The organism is Streptococcus infantis (assembly GCF_047460685.1).
Classification (GTDB): domain Bacteria; phylum Bacillota; class Bacilli; order Lactobacillales; family Streptococcaceae; genus Streptococcus; species Streptococcus infantis_AD.
Genome location: NZ_JASHFS010000012.1, coordinates 44,944 through 67,092 on the forward strand (window position 1 = coordinate 44,944; position 22,149 = coordinate 67,092).

Annotated in this window: 6 protein-coding genes; all 6 read left to right on the forward strand. The window is 41.9% G+C overall.

Annotated elements, in window-relative coordinates; all coding sequences use genetic code 11:
- Positions 1-28: 28 nt before the first annotated feature.
- The 6 genes from QM917_RS06955 (at position 29) to QM917_RS06980 (ending at position 22,087) form a co-directional block, all read left to right on the forward strand.
- Positions 29-769, forward strand: coding sequence for a DeoR/GlpR family DNA-binding transcription regulator (locus tag QM917_RS06955; protein ID WP_414285332.1), 741 nt, complete (start codon positions 29-31; stop codon positions 767-769).
- The gene (pfkB, locus tag QM917_RS06960; RefSeq protein WP_414285333.1) at positions 766-1,677 is read left to right on the forward strand and encodes a 1-phosphofructokinase; all 912 of its coding nucleotides are present in this window, start codon (positions 766-768) and stop codon (positions 1,675-1,677) included. The genes QM917_RS06955 and pfkB overlap by 4 nt, the downstream gene beginning before the upstream one ends.
- Positions 1,674-3,629: a fructose-specific PTS transporter subunit EIIC gene (locus QM917_RS06965; protein ID WP_414285334.1), complete on the forward strand. Its 1,956-nt coding sequence runs from the start codon at positions 1,674-1,676 to the stop codon at positions 3,627-3,629. The genes pfkB and QM917_RS06965 overlap by 4 nt, the downstream gene beginning before the upstream one ends.
- Positions 3,630-3,718: 89 nt before the next feature.
- On the forward strand, positions 3,719-6,043 hold the full coding sequence (locus QM917_RS06970; RefSeq protein WP_414285335.1) for a DNA translocase FtsK: 2,325 nt from the start codon (positions 3,719-3,721) through the stop codon (positions 6,041-6,043).
- A gap of 345 nt (positions 6,044-6,388) precedes the next feature.
- A complete protein-coding gene (locus QM917_RS06975; RefSeq protein WP_414285336.1) occupies positions 6,389-13,243 on the forward strand; it encodes a SpGH101 family endo-alpha-N-acetylgalactosaminidase in 6,855 nt (2,284 codons plus the stop codon).
- A 156-nt stretch (positions 13,244-13,399) separates the two neighbouring features.
- Positions 13,400-22,087, forward strand: coding sequence for an SIALI-17 repeat-containing surface protein (locus QM917_RS06980; protein ID WP_414285337.1), 8,688 nt, complete (start codon positions 13,400-13,402; stop codon positions 22,085-22,087).
- Positions 22,088-22,149: the final 62 nt, after the last annotated feature.

Below are 22,149 nucleotides of genomic sequence, written 5' to 3' on the forward strand. Positions count from 1 at the left end.
ACTGTAATCGTTAACAGGAGGTGAGTAAGTGCTAAAAACCGAGAGAAAAAAATTGATTTTAGAGGAGCTGAGTAAACATAAAGTCGTTTCTCTAGAGAAATTAGTAGGTTTGTTAGACACGTCAGAATCAACGGTTAGACGAGATTTAGATGAATTGGAATCGGAAAATAAACTTCGCCGAGTTCATGGAGGAGCAGAGTTGCCTCACTTCTTGCAAGAAGAAGAAACCATTCAAGAAAAATCTGTCAAAAACCTTCAAGAGAAAAAATTGATTGCGCAAAAAGCAACTTCCCTCATCAAAGAAAAAGATGTTATCTTTGTGGATGCAGGAAGTACGACAGCCTTTCTCATTAAGGAATTGGAGCGAAAAGACATTACTGTTGTGACTAACTCCATTCACCATGCGGTACAATTAGTGGATAAGCAAATTCCAACTGTGATTATCGGTGGTGGAGTCAAGATGACAACAGATGCCAGCATCGGTGGTGTCGCGCTTAATCAGATTAACCAGCTTCACTTTGACCGTGCCTTCATCGGAATGAACGGTGTGGATGAAGGTTATTATACAACTCCAGATATGGAGGAGGGAGCTGTTAAGCGTGCTATTTTAGAAAATGCCAAACAAACCTATATTTTGGCTGATTCATCCAAGATTGGTCAGTCTTGTTTCGCTAAGGTTGCCCCTATAAAACGAGCTATTGTCATTACAAGCAAGGGGCACGATCTCTTGTCAGCTATCAAAGAGAAAACGGAGGTAATAGAAGTATGATTTATACAGTCACACTCAATCCATCTATTGACTACATTGTCCGTCTGGATAAAGTGGAAGTTGGTAGTGTTAATCGTATGGATAGTGATGATAAGTTTGCTGGTGGTAAGGGAATCAATGTTAGCCGTGTCTTGAAACGCTTGGATATTCCAAATACAGCGACTGGATTTATTGGAGGTTTTACTGGTAAATTTATCACAGATACTTTAGCTGAAGAACAAATTGAAACGCGATTTGTTCAAGTAGCAGAAGATACGCGTATCAACGTCAAGATTAAAGCGGATCAAGAAACTGAAATCAACGGAACTGGTCCTACTGTTGAGCCAGAACAGCTTGAAGAATTAAAAGCTATTCTTTCAAGTCTAACAGCAGAAGATACAGTGGTATTTGCTGGTTCAAGCGCTAAAAACTTAGGCAATGTCATCTATAAGGATTTGATTGTCTTGACTCGTCAAACGGGTGCTCAAGTGGTCTGTGACTTTGAAGGTCAGACCTTGATTGATAGTTTGGATTATCAACCACTTTTGGTCAAACCAAACAATCATGAACTCGGAGCTATCTTTGGAGTCAAGCTCGAAAGTTTAGATGAGATTGAAAAATACGCTCGAGAATTGCTGGCTAAAGGTGCTCAAAACGTTATCATCTCTATGGCTGGTGACGGTGCCCTTCTGGTAACATCAGAGGGAGCCTACTTTGCAAAACCAATAAAGGGAACCGTGAAAAACTCAGTTGGTGCTGGTGACTCTATGGTTGCTGGATTTACAGGTGAGTTTGTCAAATCAAAAGATGCAGTAGAAGCCTTCAAGTGGGGAGTGGCTTGTGGAACAGCAACTACCTTCTCTGATGACTTGGCGACTGCAGCATTTATTAAAGAAACTTATGAAAAAGTTGAGGTAGAAAAAAAATGAAAATTCAGGATTTATTGAGAAAAGATGTGATGTTGCTCGATTTACAAGCAACTGAAAAAACAGCAGCTATCGAAGAAATGATTCATAGCTTGGTAGAACACGGATACGTGACAGATTTTGAAACCTTTAAAGAAGGAATCTTGGCGCGTGAAGCTTTGACTTCTACAGGTTTGGGTGACGGTATCGCTATGCCACACAGCAAAAATGCTGCTGTAAAGGAAGCAACAGTTCTTTTTGCTAAGTCAAACAAGGGTGTTGACTACGAAAGTTTAGATGGACAACCAACTGACCTCTTCTTTATGATTGCTGCTCCAGAAGATGCCAATGATACTCACTTGGCTGCCTTGGCAGAATTGTCTCAGTACTTGATGAAAGACGGATTTGCTGACAAACTTCGTCAAGCGACATCAGCTGATCAAGTCATTGAACTCTTTGACCAAGCATCAGAAAAAGCTGAGGAACCAGTTCAAACACCTGCAAATGGTTCTGATGACTTTATCGTTGCTGTAACTGCTTGTACATCAGGAATTGCCCATACTTATATGGCTCAAGAAGCTCTTCAAAAAGTGGCTGCGGAAATGGGTGTCGGTATCAAGGTTGAAACCAATGGTGCTAGCGGTGTTGGCAACAAATTGACTGCAGAAGATATCCGCAAGGCTAAAGCCGTTATCATCGCAGCAGACAAGGCCGTTGAAATGGATCGTTTCGATGGTAAACCATTGATCAATCGTCCAGTTGCTGACGGGATCCGTAAAACAGAAGAGTTGATTAACTTGGCTCTTTCTGGAGATGCAGAAGTTTATCGTGCTGCTAATGGTGTAAAAGCTGCAACTACAAGCAATGAAAAACAGAGCCTTGGTGGTGCCTTCTACAAACACTTGATGAGTGGTGTATCTCAAATGTTACCATTCGTTATCGGTGGGGGTATCATGATTGCCCTTGCCTTCTTGATTGATGGTGCTTTGGGTGTTCCAAATGAAAATCTTGGCAATCTTGGTTCTTACCATGAACTAGCTTCTATGTTCATGAAAATTGGTGGTGCAGCCTTTGGTTTGATGCTTCCAGTCTTTGCAGGTTATGTTGCCTACTCTATCGCTGAAAAACCAGGTTTGGTAGCAGGTTTCGTAGCTGGAGCTATTGCCAAAGAAGGTTTTGCCTTTGGTAAAATCCCTTACGCTCAAGGTGGTGAAGCAACTTCAGCCCTTGCAGGTGTATCATCAGGTTTCCTTGGAGCCCTTGTTGGTGGATTTATCGCTGGTGCCTTGGTACTTTTGGTTAAGAAATACGTGAAGGTTCCACGTTCGCTTGAAGGTGCTAAATCAATCCTTCTCTTGCCACTTCTTGGAACAGTCTTGACAGGATTTGTCATGCTTGCTGTTAACATCCCAATGGCAGCAATCAACACTGCTATGAACGACTTCCTTGGCGGTCTTGGAGGCGGTTCAGCTGTCCTTCTTGGTATCGTTCTTGGAGGTATGATGGCTGTCGATATGGGTGGACCTGTCAATAAAGCAGCTTATGTTTTTGGTACTGGTACTCTTGCAGCAACAGTGTCAACAGGTGGTTCAGTAGCGATGGCAGCGGTTATGGCTGGCGGAATGGTTCCACCACTTGCAATCTTTGTCGCAACACTTCTCTTCAAAGATAAATTTACTAAAGAAGAACGCAACTCAGGTTTGACTAACATCGTTATGGGCTTGTCATTCATCACTGAAGGTGCGATTCCATTTGGTGCAGCTGACCCAGCTCGTGCTATCCCAAGCTTTATCCTTGGTTCAGCAGTGGCAGGTGGACTTGTTGGTCTTGCAGGTATCAAACTCATGGCACCTCACGGAGGAATCTTCGTTATCGCCCTTACAACAAATGCCCTTCTTTACCTTGTCTTTGTCTTGATTGGAGCACTTGTTAGTGGTGTCGTTTACGGTTATCTTCGTAAACCATTAGAAAAATAATTACAAATACATTCAAATGACTGAACACGAAAGTGGGCAGTCATTTTTTGATTTCTCTAGATGTTTCTGAAATATGGTATAATAGAAGCATGGCAAACAAAAATACAAGTAAAACAAGACGGAGACCGTCAAAAGCTGAATTAGAAAGAAAGCAAGCTATCCAAAGGATGTTAATTTCCTTAGTCATAGCTTTTTGCTTAATGTTCGCTGCTCTGAAATTAGGAGCAGTGGGACTTACGCTCTATAACCTTATTCGATTACTAGTAGGAAGTCTGGCTTATCTGGTCATTGTTGTCGTTCTAGTCTATCTTTTTCTCTTTAAATGGATTCGGAAGCAAGAAGGTCTGATCTCAGGTTTTCTTTGCATTTTTTCAGGCTTATTGCTGATTTTTGAAGCTTATCTTGTATGGAAATATGGCATCGAGCAATCTGTCTTAAAGGGGACTTTAGCCCAAGTTTTGACAGATTTGACAGGCTTTCGTGTGACTAGCTTTGCTGGAGGAGGGCTTCTAGGTGTTGCCCTTTATATTCCAGTCGCCTTTCTCTTTTCAAATATTGGTACTTATTTTATCGGAGCCATCTTAATCTTAATCGGTGCTCTTCTAGTTAGTCCCTGGTCTGTCTATGATGTCGCTGATTTTCTTGGAGCACGTTTTGCACTTTGGATGGAGAGACGCGAGCAGAAGAAACAAGAACGTTTTGTCAAACGAGAAGAAGAAAAAGCTCGTAAGGAAGCAGAGGAACAGGAAAGACTTGAGAAAGAGCAGGCAGAGCAAGCCTTGTTGGACATACCTCCTGTTGATATGGAAACTGGCGAGATTTTAGAAGCTCCCCCTGTTCACTTTGATGATTTACCACCTCTTCCAGAGAAAGAATGGGTAGAACCTGAAATTATTCTCCCTCAAGCAGACTATGAAGTTCCTAGCGAAGTTGACATTCCAGAGGAAGATGAGTTCTTAGAGGATGAGGATGTTGAGGTAGATTTTTCTGCAAAAAAAGCTTTAGAGTACAAACTTCCAAGCTTGCAACTTTTTGCACCCGATAAGCCAAAAGACCAGTCCAAGGAAAAGAAAATCGTTCGCGAGAATATCAAGATTTTGGAAGAAACCTTTGCGAGTTTCGGTATTAAGGTAACGGTTGAACGTGCTGAGATTGGTCCATCCGTTACCAAGTACGAAGTCAAGCCAGCTGTTGGTGTGCGGGTCAATCGCATTTCTAATCTAGCAGATGACTTGGCTCTGGCCTTGGCTGCGAAAGATGTCCGTATCGAAGCTCCAATTCCTGGGAAATCCTTAGTCGGGATTGAAGTGCCTAACTCAGAGATTGCGACAGTCTCCTTCCGAGAGCTCTGGGAACAGTCGCAAACTAAACCTGAAAATCTTCTAGAAATTCCCCTTGGGAAAGCTGTCAATGGTACAGCCCGTAGTTTCGACCTTGCTAAAATGCCTCACTTGCTAGTAGCTGGTTCGACAGGTTCTGGTAAATCTGTTGCAGTCAATGGTATCATTGCAAGTATTCTCATGAAGGCGCGTCCAGACCAAGTCAAGTTTATGATGGTGGATCCGAAGATGGTTGAGTTGTCAGTCTATAATGATATTCCACACCTTTTGATTCCAGTTGTGACCAATCCTCGTAAGGCCAGCAAGGCCCTTCAAAAAGTCGTGGATGAGATGGAAAATCGCTATGAACTCTTTGCAAAAATTGGCGTTCGTAATATTGCTGGTTTCAATGCTAAGGTAGAGGAATTCAACGCTCAATCTGAGTATAAACAAGTACCTCTTCCTTTGATTGTCGTGATTGTCGATGAATTAGCTGACCTCATGATGGTAGCCAGCAAGGAAGTAGAAGATGCTATTATCCGTCTTGGACAGAAGGCGCGTGCGGCTGGTATTCATATGATTCTTGCGACGCAGCGTCCGTCGGTTGATGTTATCTCTGGTTTGATTAAGGCCAATGTACCGTCTCGTGTAGCCTTTGCTGTATCTTCTGGAACGGATTCTCGAACTATTTTGGATGAAAATGGTGCTGAGAAATTGCTTGGTCGAGGGGACATGCTCTTTAAACCAATCGATGAAAACCACCCTGTCAGACTGCAAGGTTCTTTTATCTCGGATGATGATGTTGAGCGTATTGTTAGCTTTATCAAAGCTCAAGCAGATGCTGACTATGATGAAAGCTTTGATCCAGGAGAAGTTTCTGAGACAGATGGTGAGTCTAGCACAGGAGATGAAGGGGGAGATCCGCTATTTGAAGAAGCTAAGGCTCTGGTCATTGAAACTCAAAAAGCAAGTGCTTCCATGATTCAGCGTCGATTATCAGTTGGTTTTAACCGAGCAACTCGCTTGATGGAAGAATTAGAGATGGCTGGAGTTATCGGACCTGCAGAAGGAACGAAGCCGCGAAAGGTTTTATAACAATAAAAAACGTAAAAAACGTAAAAAAAGTATAAAAATGCATGGAAACTTTATTAAAAAGTTAGTCAAAATTGGTCTAACTTTTTAGATAGAGTTTCTTTTTTAATAGCGATTTCTTTAGAAATAAGGCCATCTGAAAATCGTTTCAGACTTGCCCAATAATTGGATTTTACTTTTACTAGTTTTACCTATTAAACTATTGATTTTTCAAACTGTTTTTGATATATTAAATTGGTATAGAAAAAATTATATGTTTATCCAGAAGTGTTTAAAAATTGAGGAGGATATTTTTTTAAAATAAAATGCAAACGCTTACTTGGTAAACTGAAAGGAACAAAAAAACCGATGGATAAAGGATTATTTGAAAAACGTTGCAAATATAGTATTCGGAAATTTTCATTAGGAGTTGCTTCTGTTATGATTGGTGCAGCTTTCTTTGGAACTAGCACTGTTCTCGCAGATTCTGCACAAACAGGTTCAACAGCGAATATGCCAGCTGATTTGGCGGCAGCTCTTGCCAATGCTAAAGAGGATGATGGGCATGACTTTGAAGCGCCAAAACCTGGTGAAGATCAGGGTTCTCCTGAAGTAACTGAAGGACCAAAGACTGAAGAAGAATTGCTGGCAACAGAAACTGCAACTGCAACAAGCTCAGCAGCTTCAGATACTCTTCCTGAAGAACTACGTGGAAAACTTGATAAGGCTGAAGAAAATGGCCGCACTGCCTCAAAAGAAGAACTAGAAAAAGAAGATAAAAGCTTAGTTCCAGAAGAAGTAGCTAAAACAAAAAATGGAGAATTAAACTACGGTGCGACTGTCGAAATTAAAAGCTCTGCTGGGCTCGGTAGTGGTATCGTTATCGGGGAAAATCTCGTTTTGTCTGTTTCTCATAACTTTATCAAAGATGTTCCAGATGGCAATAATCGTAAAGTAGCTGATAATGTTGAAAGTGATGACGATGTTTATACAGTTTCTTACAAAGGGGCACCGGACGTCAAATTCAGTAAGAATGATGTGAAACACTGGGATCGTGAAGGTTTCCTAAAAGGTTATAAAAATGACTTAGCCATTGTCAAACTTCGCAGTCCACTTGCAAATGCTCCAGTTGAAGTTTTGGATAAACCATCTACAATTAAGGTGGGAGATAAGGTGCATGTTTTTGGTTATCCAAAAGGCGAGCTCGATCCAATCCTTAATACCACTGTTGAAGCTATTAACAATCACGGAGAAGGTGTTCGTGGCATTAGCTATCAAGGAAGTGAACCTGGTGCCAGCGGTGGTGGAATTTTCGATGAAAATGGGAAATTGATTGGTATTCATCAAAATGGTGTATCTGGTAAACGTAGTGGAGGTATTCTCTTCTCACCTGCTCAGCTAGAGTGGATTCAAAACTACATCAAGGGTATTGAAACAACGAAACCAGCTGGTCTAGATGCTTTGGATAAGCAAGTAGAAGATAAAGAAGAAAAACCAAAAGAGGATAAACCTAAGGAAGATAAGCCAAAAGAAGAAACACCAGCAGAAAATAAACCTGCTGAAAACAAGCCAGCTGAAAATAAACCAGCTGAGAATAAACCAGCTGAGAATAAACCGACTGAATCAAAAGAAGTTACTCCAGAATGGAAAACAGTTGAAAATAAAGACCAACAGGGAACAGTAACAATCCGTGAAGAAAATGGAGTTCGTTACAACCAACTAGCTTCAACTGCTCAAAATGACAATGGTAAGAAACCAGCCTTGTTTGAAAAAGATGGTTTGACAGTCGATGCTAATGGAAATGCCACAGTTGATTTGACCTTTAAAGAAGAATCTGAAACTGGTAAATCTCGCTTTGGTGTCTTCATGAAATTCAAAGATACCGATAACAACGTTTTTGTAGGTTATGACCAAGGTGGATGGTTCTGGGAATACAAGTCAAATGGAAGTGGACTTTGGTACCAAGGTGGACGTGTTGCAGCTCCTGTTAATGGCTCAACCAACCACTTGACCATCAGTCTTAAATCAGATGGACAACTTAACGCAACAAACAATGATGTCAAACTTTTTGACACACTTACCTTACCATCTGCTGTAAATGACAAGCTCAAAGATGAGAAGAAAATCGTTCTTAAGGCTGGAAGCTATGGCAGTGAGAGAACCATTGTAAATGTCAAAACGGATGACCAAGAAGGAGTTAAAAGCGATCAAGAATCGACTAAAAAAGAAAAGGGCGATACAGTAGATGATAGCAATGTAAAATACGACACTATTCAATCTACAGTATTGAAAGCAGTCATTGACCAAGCCTTCCCACGTATTAAAGAATATGTCCTTAATGGCAACAAACTTCCGGGTCAAGTGCAACCAATTAATCAAGTGGTGATTAACAAGCACGCTGTGACTCCTGAAGTTACCTATAAAAAGGTCAACGCAACGACTGCCGAGTATGACATGAAACTCCGTGATGAGAAAAATCTCATCAATGCAGATATGACCGTTCGTTTGCAAGTAGTGGACAACCAACTTCACTTTGATGTGACTAAGATTGTCAACCATAACCAAGTGACACCAGGACAAAAGATTGATGACGAACGTAAATTACTTTCTTCCATCAGCTTCCTAGGAAATGCCTTGGTATCTGTTTCTAGTGACCAAGCAGGAGCTAAGTTTGATGGGGCAACCATGTCAAACAACACTCACGTCAGTGGTGATGACCATATCGAAGTAACCAATCCAATGAAAGAATTGGCCAAAGGTTACATGTATGGATTTGTTTCAACAGACAAGCTTGCAGCTGGGGTATGGAGTAACTCACAAAACAGCTACGGTGGTGGTTCTTACGACTGGACACGATTGACAGCTTACAAGAATACGATTGGTAATGCCAACTATGTGGAAATTCATAGCTCTGAATGGCAATGGGAAAAAGCCCACAATGGAGTTGTCTTCCCAGCATACACTCAAGAACTTCCAAGTGCAAAAGTTGTCATCACTGAAGATGCTAATGCTGACCATAAGGTTGACTGGCAAGATGGTGCCATCGCTTACCGTAGCATCATGAACAACCCTCAAGGTTGGGAAAAAGTTAAAGACATTACAGCTTACCGTATCGCTATGAACTTTGGTTCACAAGCGCAAAACCCATTCCTCATGACCTTGGATGGTATCAAGAAGATCAACCTCCACACCGATGGTCTTGGTCAAGGTGTACTTCTTAAGGGATACGGAAGTGAAGGACATGACTCTGGACACTTGAATTATGCAGACATCGGTAAACGTATTGGTGGTGTTGAAGACTTTAAGACTCTTATTGCGAAAGCTAAGAAATATGGTGCCCACCTCGGTATCCACGTTAACGCTTCAGAAACATATCCTGAATCAAAATACTTCAATGAAAATATCCTACGTAAAAATGCAGATGGTAGCTACAGCTACGGTTGGAACTGGCTTGACCAAGGTATCAATATTGATGCTGGTTATGACCTCGCTCATGGGCGTCTAGCTCGTTGGGAAGAGTTGAAGAAGGAATTGGGTGAAGGTTTAGACTTCATCTATGTCGACGTATGGGGTAACGGTCAATCAGGTGACAACGGTGCCTGGGCAACTCACGTTATTGCGAAAGAAATTAACAAACAAGGTTGGCGCTTTGCTATTGAGTGGGGCCATGGTGGTGAATATGATTCTACCTTCCAACACTGGGCAGCTGACTTGACCTACGGTGGCTATACAAATAAAGGTATTAACAGTGCCATCACTCGCTTTATCCGTAACCACCAAAAAGATTCTTGGGTTGGTGACTACAGAAGTTATGGTGGTGCAGCTGACTACCCACTTCTAGGCGGTTATAGCATGAAGGACTTTGAAGGATGGCAAGGACGTAGTGACTATAACGGTTATGTAACAAACTTGTTTGCCCATGATGTGATGACTAAGTACTTCCAACACTTCACAGTAAGCAAATGGGAAAATGGCAAACCAGTAACCATGTCTGACAATGGTAGTACCTATAAATGGACTCCAGAAATGAAAGTCGAGTTGGTCGATGCTGCAAATAACAAGGTTGTTGTAACTCGTAAATCTAATGATGTCAACAGTCCACAATATCGTGAACGAATTGTTACGCTTAACGATCGTGTGATTCAAGATGGTTCAGCCTACTTGACACCTTGGAACTGGGATGCAAATGGTAATAAGCTTGAAAGTGACAAGGAAAAAATGTACTACTTCAATACTGAAGCAGGTGCAACAACTTGGACACTTCCTAGCGACTGGGCAAATGGTAAGGTTTACCTTTATAAGCTAACTGACCAAGGTAAAACTGAGGAAAAAGAAGTTGCCGTGAAAGATGGTAAGATTACCCTTGACCTCACTGCAAATCAGCCATATGTTCTCTATCGTTCTAAACAAACAAATCCTGAAATGTCATGGAGTGAAGGAATGCATATCTATGACCAAGGATTTAACAGTGAATCTTTGGATCATTGGAAGATTTCGGGAGATGCTTCTAAGGCTGAAATCGTGAAGTCTCAAGGTGCAAACCAAATGCTCCGCATCCAAGGCAACAAAGAAAAAGTTAGTCTCACTCAAAAATTGACTGGCTTGAAGCCAAATACTAAATATGCAGTCTATGTCGGTGTAGACAACCGTAGTAATGCTAAAGCAAGTATTACCGTTAATACTGGTGAAAAAGAAGTAACCAACTACACCAACAAGTCACTCGCCCTCAACTATGTAAAAGCCTATGCTCACAATACTCGTCGAAGCAATGCAACAGTTGATAACACAAGTTATTTCCAAAACATGTATGCTTTCTTCACAACAGGTTCAGATGTATCAAATGTAACCTTGACCTTGAGTCGTGAAGCAGGCGATGAAGCAACTTACTTTGATGAAATTCGTACCTTTGAAAATGAATCAAATATGTACGGGGACGGTCACGATACTGCAACAGGCGTCTTCAAACAAGACTTTGAAAATGTTGGTCAAGGTATCTTCCCATTTGTTATCGGTGGTATCGAGGGTGTTGAAGATAACCGTACTCACTTGTCTGAAAAACATGGTCCATACACTCAACGTGATTGGAACGGCAAGAAAGTTGATGACGTTATCGAAGGAAATTGGTCACTCAAGACAAATGGTCTCGTAAGTCGTCGTAACTTGGTTTACCAAACAATTCCACAAAACTTCCGCTTTGAAGCAGGCAAGACCTACCGTATTACATTTGACTATGAAGCTGGTTCTGACAACACTTACGCCTTTGTAGTCGGTAAGGGAGAATTCCAATCTGGTCAAACGAGCAATATGGAAGTGCATGAATTGCCAAATACATGGACAGATTCTCAAAAAGCGAAACGAGCAACCTTCCTCGTGACAGGGGCTGAAACTGGCGATACATGGGTAGGTATCTACTCTACAGGCAATGCAAGTAACACTCGCGGAGATTCTGGTGGTAATGCTAACTTCCGTGGTTACAATGACTTCATCATGGACAGACTTCAAATCGAAGAGATTGTCTTGACTGGTAAGATGATGACAGAAAATGCTGTCAAGAACTATCTTCCAACTGTAGCCATGACTAACTACACCAAAGAAACAATGGATGCTTTGAAAGAAGCAGTCTTCAACCTCAGCCAAGCAGACGATGACATCAGTGTAGAAGAAGCTAAGTCTGAAATTGCTAAGGTCAATGCTCTTAAAGACGCTTTAGTGATGAAGAAAACAGCTCTTGTAGCAGATGACTTTTCAAGCCTAAGTGCTCCTGCTCAGGCTCAAGAAGGTCTTGAAAATGCCTTTGATGGCAACGTGTCAAGCCTATGGCATACATCATGGAGCGGAGGAGATGTTGGTAAACCTGCAACTATGGTCTTGAAGGAACCAACTGAAATCACAGGCTTCCGTTATGTTCCGCGTGGTTCAGGTTCAAATGGTAACTTGAGAGATGTGACTCTTGTAGTAACGGATGAAACAGGTAAGGAACATACCTTCAATGCAACCAATTGGGCTGATAACAATAAGCCAAAAGATATCGACTTTGGCAAGACTATCAAAGCTAAGAAGATTGTCCTAACAGGAACAAGAACTTACGGAGATGGTGGCAATAGATATCAATCTGCTGCAGAATTGATCTTCGCTCGTCCACAAGTTGCTGAAACTGGTCTTGATACTACAGCTTATGAAGCAGCCTTGGCTAAAGCTCAAAAATTGACTGATAAGAGCAATCAAGAGGAAGTAGCAAGTGTTGTTGCCAGCATGAAATTTGCAACAGATAATCATCTCTTGACAAATAGAATGCTTGAATACTTTGCAGATTATCTCGACCAATTGAAAGACCAAACACCTACTCCAACTCCAGATCCAGAACCAACTCCAAAACCTAAACCTGAAACTCCAACTTCAAGCAAGGGTGACGAAGTTGCGCCAGTTGTTGACCTTCCAGAATTCACAGGTGGTGTAAATGGTGTTGAAGCCGCAATCCATGAAGTTCCAGAGTACACAGAACCAATCGGTACAGCAGGCGATGAAGCAGCCCCAGTTGTAGAGGTTCCAGAATACACTGGCGTTCTTGGCACAGCAGGCGATGAAGCAGCCCCAGTTGTAGAGGTTCCAGAATACACTGGAGTTCTTGGCACAGCAGGCGATGAAGCAGCCCCAGTTGTAGAGGTTCCAGAATACACTGGCGTTCTTGGCACAGCGGGCGATGAAGCAGCGCCAGTTGTAGAGGTTCCAGAATACACTGGAGTTCTTGGCACAGCAGGCGATGAAGCAGCGCCAGTTGTAGAACTTCCAGAGTATACAGGAGTAGTTGGAACGGCAGGAGAAGAAGTAGCTGTAAATGAAGTTCCAGAATTCAAGGGTGGAGTTAACGTAGCAGAAGCAGCTGTGAGCCAAGCACCAGAATTCACAGGTGGTGTAAATGGTACCGAATCCGCAATTCATGAAGTACCAGAGTTTACCGGAGGTGTGAATGGAAGTGATGGCGCAATCCATGAAATTCCAGAATACAAAGGCCAAATTGGTACAGTAGGTAACCAACCTGCCCCTGTAGTGGAAAAACCAGAGTATCGAGAAGATTTAGTAGAGAATAAAGATACATCTAAAGAGTCACATTCAAATGTTCTTCCAAATACGGGTGAATATAATTCTGAAACAGCTCTCTTCATCGCTAGTGTCAGCATGGCAGTTTCAGCAGCACTCTTAGCTGTCAAAAGAAAAGAAGATTAAAATACAAAAAAGTTTTCAATAAAAGAGAGCTTAGACTCCACAATCATTGTCGTGGAGAAAAAGAAAACCCAGAGAGGACCCTCTAGGTCCTCTCTTTTTCTAAAGAGGAATGAGAACGCTTACCACTTGTGAGCGTATGAAAGGAAATAGGAAAAAATGGGAAAACATTTTTTTGAGAAACGGTGTCATTACAGTATACGTAAATTTACAATCGGCGCAGCTTCTGTTATGATTGGTGCCAGTATCTTTGGAGCTAGTGTGGTTCAGGCTGCTGAAACAGAAGGACCTGCAGAGACAGAAGGTACGGTAACACAGGCTCAGCCTCTGGATAAACTGCCAGCAGATATAGCAGCAGCTATTGAAAAAGCAGAAGCGAGTGCTGGAACTGTAGATGATCAACCTGCAGCGTCAGAAACTGGAGCAACTGCAGCTGAAACAACTACTCCAAAACCAACTGAAACTCCTGCTCCTAAGGAAGAAGTAGCTTCAAAACCAGCTACAAATCCTAAAGAGGAAGCAGCTTCTGAGGCGAAACTAGTTGCAAGTCCTGCGACTAAAGATGTAGTAGATACACCAGATGTCAATCATCTAGAAAAGGCGACTGCAACAGCTTCAAACCATGAAGCCAACACACCATTTACAGCAGAAAAGGCAATTGATGGCAAACCTGATACTCGTTGGGCTACTGACCAAAACGTTGAGAAACCAACAATCGAATTTACACTTGAGAAAACAACTGTAATTAAGCATGTGGAAATTGATTGGGATCGCCGTCTTCGTGGTCAACAAAATGATCCAAATATCAAATCTTGGAATCTCTACTATGCTGGTCAAGATGATGTAAATGGTTCAGGAGCAAAAGAATGGAAGTTGGCTCATCAAAGAACAGGAACACCTGTACTTGATGAAAAGGTTGACTTAAAAGAAGCTATCCAAGCCAAATACCTTAAACTTGAAATCACAGACTATCAAGCTGGTACAATGAACTGGAAAAATGTTGGGATTCAAGAAATTCGTGCCTACTCAAACATTCCAGACGCTAGCAAACCAACAGATATTCGTCAAGTGATAGAACTAGCAGTTGCTGAAGATGGAAAATCACTTGTCTTGCCTAAGTTACCAGGTCAAGTCAGCTTGATTGGTAGCAACAAACAGGGTGTTGTTGACCTAAATAACAAGATCTACAAACCCTTAACAGATCAAACTGTTAAGGTCATGGTCCAACAAGTCAAGGATACTCATACCTTCACAAAAGAATTTGAAGTCCTTATTAAAGGGTTACATGCAGACGAAGGTGTTGGAACCAAACCAGCAGTTGCTCCAGCAGTTCAACAATGGTATGGAACTGAAGGCAAAACTTCTATTACAGCTGATACCGTGATTTCAGTTGGCGATTCTGGATTTGGTCAAGAAGCAAAATTCTATCAGACTGACCTTGAAAGTCGTGGGCTAGAAATCGCTACAGGTGATCAAACAGCTCAAAAACGGATCGAATTTAAGAAAGTTGTAGATAAAGGCTATGGCAAAGAAGGCTATGGTATCACCATTAAAGATGGAGTTATCACAGTAGAAGCGGCGACCAACGCAGGAGCCTTTTACGCAACTCGTACTCTCCTTCAGATGGGAGAAAAGGATTTGCAAAACGGAGAAATCCGTGACTTCCCAAGCTTCAGTCACCGTGGCTTTATGCTAGATACAGGTCGTAAGTTTATTCCTTATGATACGCTTGTAGACATCATGCTCAACATGGCCTACTACAAGATGAACGATCTTCAGTTGCATTTGAATGACAACTATATCTTCTTAAAAGATCATTTAGCAGGGAAAAATCTTACTCCTCAAGAGGAACTGGATTATGTTCTTAAAAATGCTAAGACAGGTTTCCGTGTAGAGACTGATGTTGTCGGTGAAAATGGTGAAAAATTAACATCTGACGAGCATTACACTAAGGAAGAAATGCAAGAAATTATCAAGTTGGCAAAAGCTTTGCATATCAACCTTGTTCCTGAAATTGACACACCAGGTCACGCTCTTTCATTTGTTAAGGTTAGACCTGATCTTATGTATAAAGGCAGTCTTAGTGACTATAGAGGTAAACACAATGTAGAACGTGTGGCTATGTTGGACTTGGACAACAAGTACGAAGAAACGCTTGCTTTTGTTAAATCAGTCTATGATAAATTGTTGGATGGAGAGGATGCACCACTTCATGGTGTCTCAACAGTTCATATCGGAACCGATGAGTACTACGGTAGTCGCGAAAGCTATCGTCGCTATGTCAATGATATGATTCAGTACATCAAAGGCAAAGGCTATACACCACGTATTTGGGGTTCACTTAGTGCAAAACCTGGTACAACGCCAGTTGATTGGAAAGATGTAGAAGTTGATATCTGGAGTCTCGGATGGCAACGCCCAGCTGATGCTATTGCTCAAGGCGCTAAGATTATCAATATTACAGATATTCCAACCTATAGTGTTCCAAGTGGAAGCAATAGTCAAGGTGGTTACGGAGACTATGCAAGTTATGAGCGCCAATACAATAGTTGGACTCCAAATGACTTTACAACAGGTGGAGGACCACGCCTAGAAGCATCTAATCCAAATATCATCGGTGGTGGTCACGCTGTTTGGAATGACAACATCGACCTTCATGAAACTGGACTCACTTCTTACGATATCTTTAAACGCTTCTTCAAGAGTATGCAAACAACTGCTGAACGCACTTGGGGTTCAGACCGTGCAGCTAAGACCTATGCAGAACGTGTTCAACCAGCAAGTGTCTATGCACCACAATCTAATCCAGATAAGACCGTAGCTGAAGAAGACTTGTTCAAGATCAATCCTGAGACTGTCAAAGATTATCTTGCTAAGAAAGTACAGAAGACTGAAGCAGGTTTGAACTTCGAAAAAGATAGCACTATCGAAGGCCTAGTTGGTGATGCTGGACCAAGTCATGTCTTGAAATTGGATGTGACAGTGACTGGTGATGGCGAGCAAACCTTCTCAACAAGTGGAAACAATCAACTCTATCTTGCGGACAAAGATGGATACCTTGCCTATACTTTTGAACAATTCCATATTCAATTTAACAAGAAACTTGAAAAGAACAAACGTTATCAAATTTCTGTCGTAACCAAACCTCAAGTGACAGAAGTTTATGTGGACGGTGAAAAGGTTGAACGGATTGCAAATCCAGCTAATCCACGTTTGGCTCATAATAGTTTAGTCTTACCACTTGAAACAATCGGTGGCTTCAAAGGAATCTTGCATAGTGCTGAGTTGTCAAATGAAGCATTTGTAAACCCACGTTTGATTCCAAATGATCATTTTACAGTTTCTGCAACTAGTCAAGAATTACCAGGAACCAATGCAGAAGGTCCAGTCGAAAAAGCCTTTGACAATGATCCAAATACCTTCTGGCATTCAAAATGGTCTGGTCATCAGGCTCCATTTACAGTGGCAATGAACTTGAAAGCAGCTGAAACAGTTAATGGTTTGACTTATCTTCCACGTCCAGGTGGAGGCAACGGTGTTGTGACATCTTATGAAATCTATGCTCAAAAAGATGGTCAAATGGTTAAAGTTGCTTCAGGAACTTGGGAAAACAATGCCAAAGAGAAAACAGTTAACTTTGATGCAATTGAAACGGATAAGGTAGAATTTAAAGTTCTAGCTGGTGCTGCAGGATTTGGTAGTGCTGCAGAAATTCAACTTCTTAAACCAGTTTCTACTAACAAGGTGGAAGAGCCAGTTAGTCCAGAGAAACCTGTGACACCAGAAAAACCTGAAACTCCAGAAAAACCTAAAGTTGAGGAAATGGGCGATGGTACAACTGAGCTTGCTGATAGCTTTGTAGCTACGAAACCTACAAGTGACGAAGCAGTTGCTGCAGCAGCACAAAGTCAAGACTATCTCAAGAAAGAATATAAGGTATTCCCAACACCACAAAAAGTAACTTATGGTGAAGGCGTTACGAAACTCCATAAACAAGTAAATCTTGTTATGGGCGATCAGTTAGATATCTATACTCGTAACCGCTTGAAGAGTGTTCTACAAGATCATCAAATTTCATACACAAGCAGCCAAACACCTGTAGCAGGTGCAACAAATATCTACCTTGGTGTTCATGGACAAAATTCACAGGCTGAAAAAGAAGTGTCAGGAATTTCTCAAGGACTCTTTGACAAGATTGATGCCTATGCCTTGTCAATCAAGAACAATACAATCTCTATCGTCGGTAAGGATACAGATGCTGTCTTCTATGGTTTGACGACTCTCAAACACATGCTTAATGAAAGCGAAGCTCCAGTCTTGCGTAATGTAACAGTTGAAGACTTCGCTGAAATTAAGAATCGTGGTTTTATCGAAGGTTACTATGGAAATCCATGGAGCAATGCTGATCGTGCTGAATTGATGCGCTATGGTGGTGACTTGAAGTTGACGCAATACTTCTTTGCACCAAAAGACGATCCATACCACAACAAGAAATGGCGTGAACTTTATCCAGAAGAAAAATTAGCAGAAATCCGTGAATTGGCGCGTGTCGGAAACCAAAACAAGACTCGTTATGTGTGGACCATCCACCCATTCATGAACAACCGTATCCGTTTTGGCAACGATGCTGACTACCAAAAAGACCTTGAAACCATTAAGGCTAAGTTCACTCAATTGATGGATGTCGGTGTCCGTGAGTTCGGTATTCTAGCCGATGATGCTCCAAGTCCAGTTGGTGGCTACAATAGCTATAACCGCTTAATGAAGGACATGACAGATTGGTTGACTGAAAAACAAGCAACTTATGTTGGTCTTCGTAAGGAAATGATCTTCGTTCCAGGTCAATATTGGGGTAATGGACGTGAAGATGAGTTGAAATCACTCAACGAAAATCTTCCAAGTTCAGCATCAATGACCCTTACTGGTGGTAAGATTTGGGGTGAAGTGTCTGAAAGCTTCCTCTCTAACCTTAAGAATAACCTGACTGCAGGAGGTAAGACCTACCGACCAGTTTCTCTATGGGTAAACTGGCCTGTTACAGATAACTCTAAACAACACTTGATCTTGGGTGGTGGTGAGAAATTCCTTCATCCGAATGTAGACCCTAGTCTCCTTTCAGGTATCATGTTGAACCCAATGCAACAATCTGAGCCTTCTAAGATTGCCCTCTTCTCTGCAGCCCAATATGCATGGAAACAATGGAAATCAGAAGAAGAAGCTAAGAGAGTGAATGACATCGCCTTCAACTTTGTTGAAAACGGTAAGTTTACAGATAGTGAAACATCTCTTGCCTTCCGTGAGCTTGGTAAACATATGATCAACCAAAACATGGATGGTCGTGTTGTGAAATTGGAAGAGTCTGTTGAACTTGCACCGAAATTGGCGACCTTCATGTCTAAGTTGAAAGCTGGTCAAGATGTTAGTGCAGAGCGTCAAGAATTGCGTGCAGAATTTGCTAAACTTAAAGCTGCAGCTCAACTATATAAAGCATCTGGTGATGAAAAGATGCGTGCTCAAATCCACTATTGGTTGGATAATACCATCGATCAAATGGATGCTCTAGCAGCTCTCCTTGATGGTACAGAAGCTATCGAAAAGAACGATTCTGCAAAACTTTGGGATAGTTACTATAAGGGATTAAAACTTTATGAACAGTCTCAAACTTATACCTTCCACTATGTCGATCATGATGAGAGAGCTGAGTTGGGTGTTCAACATATACGTCCATTCTTGCTTGGACTTCGTGAAATCCTCGCAACAGAAGTTCAAAAAGCCTTGCATCCTGACCAAGTCATTAGTACCTTTATCACTAACCGTACAGGTGTAGAAGGTGGACTTGCTGAAGTGACTGATGGAGATCTAGGAACTCATGCATTGATCAAATCGCCAAACAGTATCAAGACTGGTGACTACATTGGCTTGAAATTTAACAAAGCTGTTCCAATCCAAAACTTGACATTTGCAATGGGAACTCAAGCAAATCCTCGTGATACCTTCAACAACGCTAAGGTTGAGTATCTAAATGAAAATGATGAGTGGGTCACCCTTTCAGAACCAAGCTACACTGGTAATGAGCCTCTTCTTAAATTTGAAAATCTCAATATCAATGCTAAAGCTGTTCGCATGATTGCGACTTCAGATCGTGAGAACACTTGGTTTGCTGTACGAGAAATCGCTGTGAACCGTCCTGTAGAAGTAAGTCGTCCTAAACAGGCAGCTACAGTGACCATCAGTCCAAATCTTATGTACAAGTACAATACGACAGTTGCTCAGATTACAGATGGTCGTGACAATACTGAAGCAATGCTTGCAAATGCTGATAGAACAGACACTACTCCAGTAAATGGTTGGGTGCAACTTGACTTGGGTGAAGTCAAACCTGTAACTAAGGTTCGTCTTGTTCAAGGATCAGGAGACAAATTGGCGGAAGGTGTTCTTGAATATTCTGCAGATGGTAGCTCATGGCAAGAATTGGATCGTTTGACTGGTGAACAAACTAAAGAAATCGAAACTCCAATTTCAGCTCGCTACGTTCGTGTTCGCAATACTAAGAACATCAACCTATGGTGGCGTATCGCTGACTTCTCAGTTGAAACACGTGCAGGCAATAGCGAATTGACTGATACAAATGTTGAAAGCTTGAAGTCAACTCCAGTTTATGACAGCCTAGGCCGTTATGACCTGCAAATTCCAAGCGGAACTAAGCTTCCAGCTAATAGTTACTTGGGTATGAAACTTGATCGTCTTCACCAAGCTGAAAGCATTCAAGCACTAGGTATTGAAAATCCATCCCTCAACTTGGAATACTCTCCAAATGCCCAAGAATGGTATCCAGCTGATCAAGTGACTGATAAGTCCTTGGTACGTTATGTTCGTCTAGTTAATAAGACTGATCAAGAACAAGCAGTGACAGCAACATCTCTACTTGTTAAGACAAAAGAAGTTCAACCAACGACACTTGATTCTACATCAATGGGAATCCACCCAACATACGGTAGAAATGACGTTCGTAAGATCAAGAACTTGGATCAGTTGTTCGATGGTGTTTACAATAACTTTGTAGAGTTTTCTGATTATGCTCGTAAAGATGGTCATATCACCTTGAAACTTGGTAGTGAACGTGATATTAAGAAGATTAGGGCTTACATCCAAGACGGCACTCAAAACTATCTCCGTGATGGTAAGATTCAAGTCAGTCAAGATGGTAAGACTTGGACAGATGTTGTAACAGTTGGTGATGGCCTTGCTAATGAAACACGTGATGATTCCTTGACCGATGGCTGGACACATGATTCTAAGATGCCAGGAAATCGCTATATCGAGGGTGAACTTTCAAGTCCAGTTAAAGCCAACTACCTCCGTGTTCTATTTACAGCAGACTATGATGCTCGTTTTGTAGGTTTCACTGAGTTGGTTATCAATGATGGTGAATTCGTGAAACCAATCAATGACCCAACTGTTGAAGGAAACAGCGGTGAAAGCCAAGGAAACCTATACACAAACCTTGTGGATGGCAAAGTATTGACAAGCTACAAGGCTGAGAAAGAACAAGGTGAGCTTGTCTACCACTTGTCAGAACCAACAGACGCAAATCATATCCGACTTGTTTCAAGTCTTCCACAAGGAGTGAAAGCTCGTGTGCTTGCTCGTACTCTGAAAGAGGATAAAGCAGATGCTTGGTCAGAACTAGGTGAGATTACCTCAAGCTTCCAAACATTTGCTGTCAGAGATAAGTCTCCATTATTGGATGTCAAACTTGTTTGGGAAGGTGGCAAACCAGAGTTCTATGAAATGACGACATTCCACCAAGAACTTCCGGAAGAACCAGAGAAACCAGCTCCAACTACAAGTAAGGGTGGTGAAGCAGCACCAATAGTAGAAGTTCCAGAATTTACCGGTGGCGTAAATGGTGTCGAAGCAGCTGTTCAAGAAGTTCCAGAGTACACTGAAGCTATTGGCACAGCAGGTGAAGAAGCAGCTCCAGTAGTAGAAGTACCAGAATTCAAGGGTGGCATAAATGGTGTTGAAGCAGCTGTTCATGAAGCTCCAGAATACACTGAAGCTATTGGCACAGCAGGTGATGAGGCAGCACCAGTAGTAGAAGTCCCAGAATTTACTGGTGGCGTAAATGGTGTTGAAGCAGCTGTTCATGAAGCTCCAGAATACACTGAAGCTATTGGCACAGCAGGTGATGAGGCAGCACCAGTAGTAGAAGTTCCAGAATACACAGGCGGCGTAAACGCAGTCGAAGCAGCTGTTCAAGAAGATCCAGAATACACTGAAGCTATTGGCACAGCAGGTGATGAGGCAGCACCAGTAGTAGAAGTCCCAGAATTCACAGGCGGCGTTAATGCAGTCGAAGCAGCTGTTCAAGAAGTTCCAGAATATACAGGAGCTATTGGTACAGCAGGTGACGAAGCAGCACCGGTAGTAGAAGTTCCAGAATACACAGGAGCTATTGGTACAGCAGGTGAAGAAGTAGCTGTTCAGGAAGTAAGCCCAGAATTCACAGGCAGTGTCAATGGAGCAGAAGCAGCTATCCATGAAGTCCCAGAATTTACTGGTGGTGTGAATGGTGAAGCAGCAGCTGTTCAAGAAGTAAGCCCAGAATTCACAGGTGGTGTCAATGGAGCAGAAGGAGCTGTCCATGAGATTCCAGAATACAAAGATGAGCAGTCTCTTGTAGCTCTTACTATGTCACAAGATAAGACCTACCAAGCACCTGCAAGTCATCCATACAAGCTCCCAGAGACAGGTACTAAAGAAAATGCCGACCTTGCAGCCGTTGGTGTTGTAGGAGCACTTCTTGGTATGTTTGCTATGGGAAAGAAAAAAGACGACGAATAAGATGATGTAAAAGCATCTAATACTCAATGAAAATCAAAGAGCAAACTAGGAAACTAGCCGCA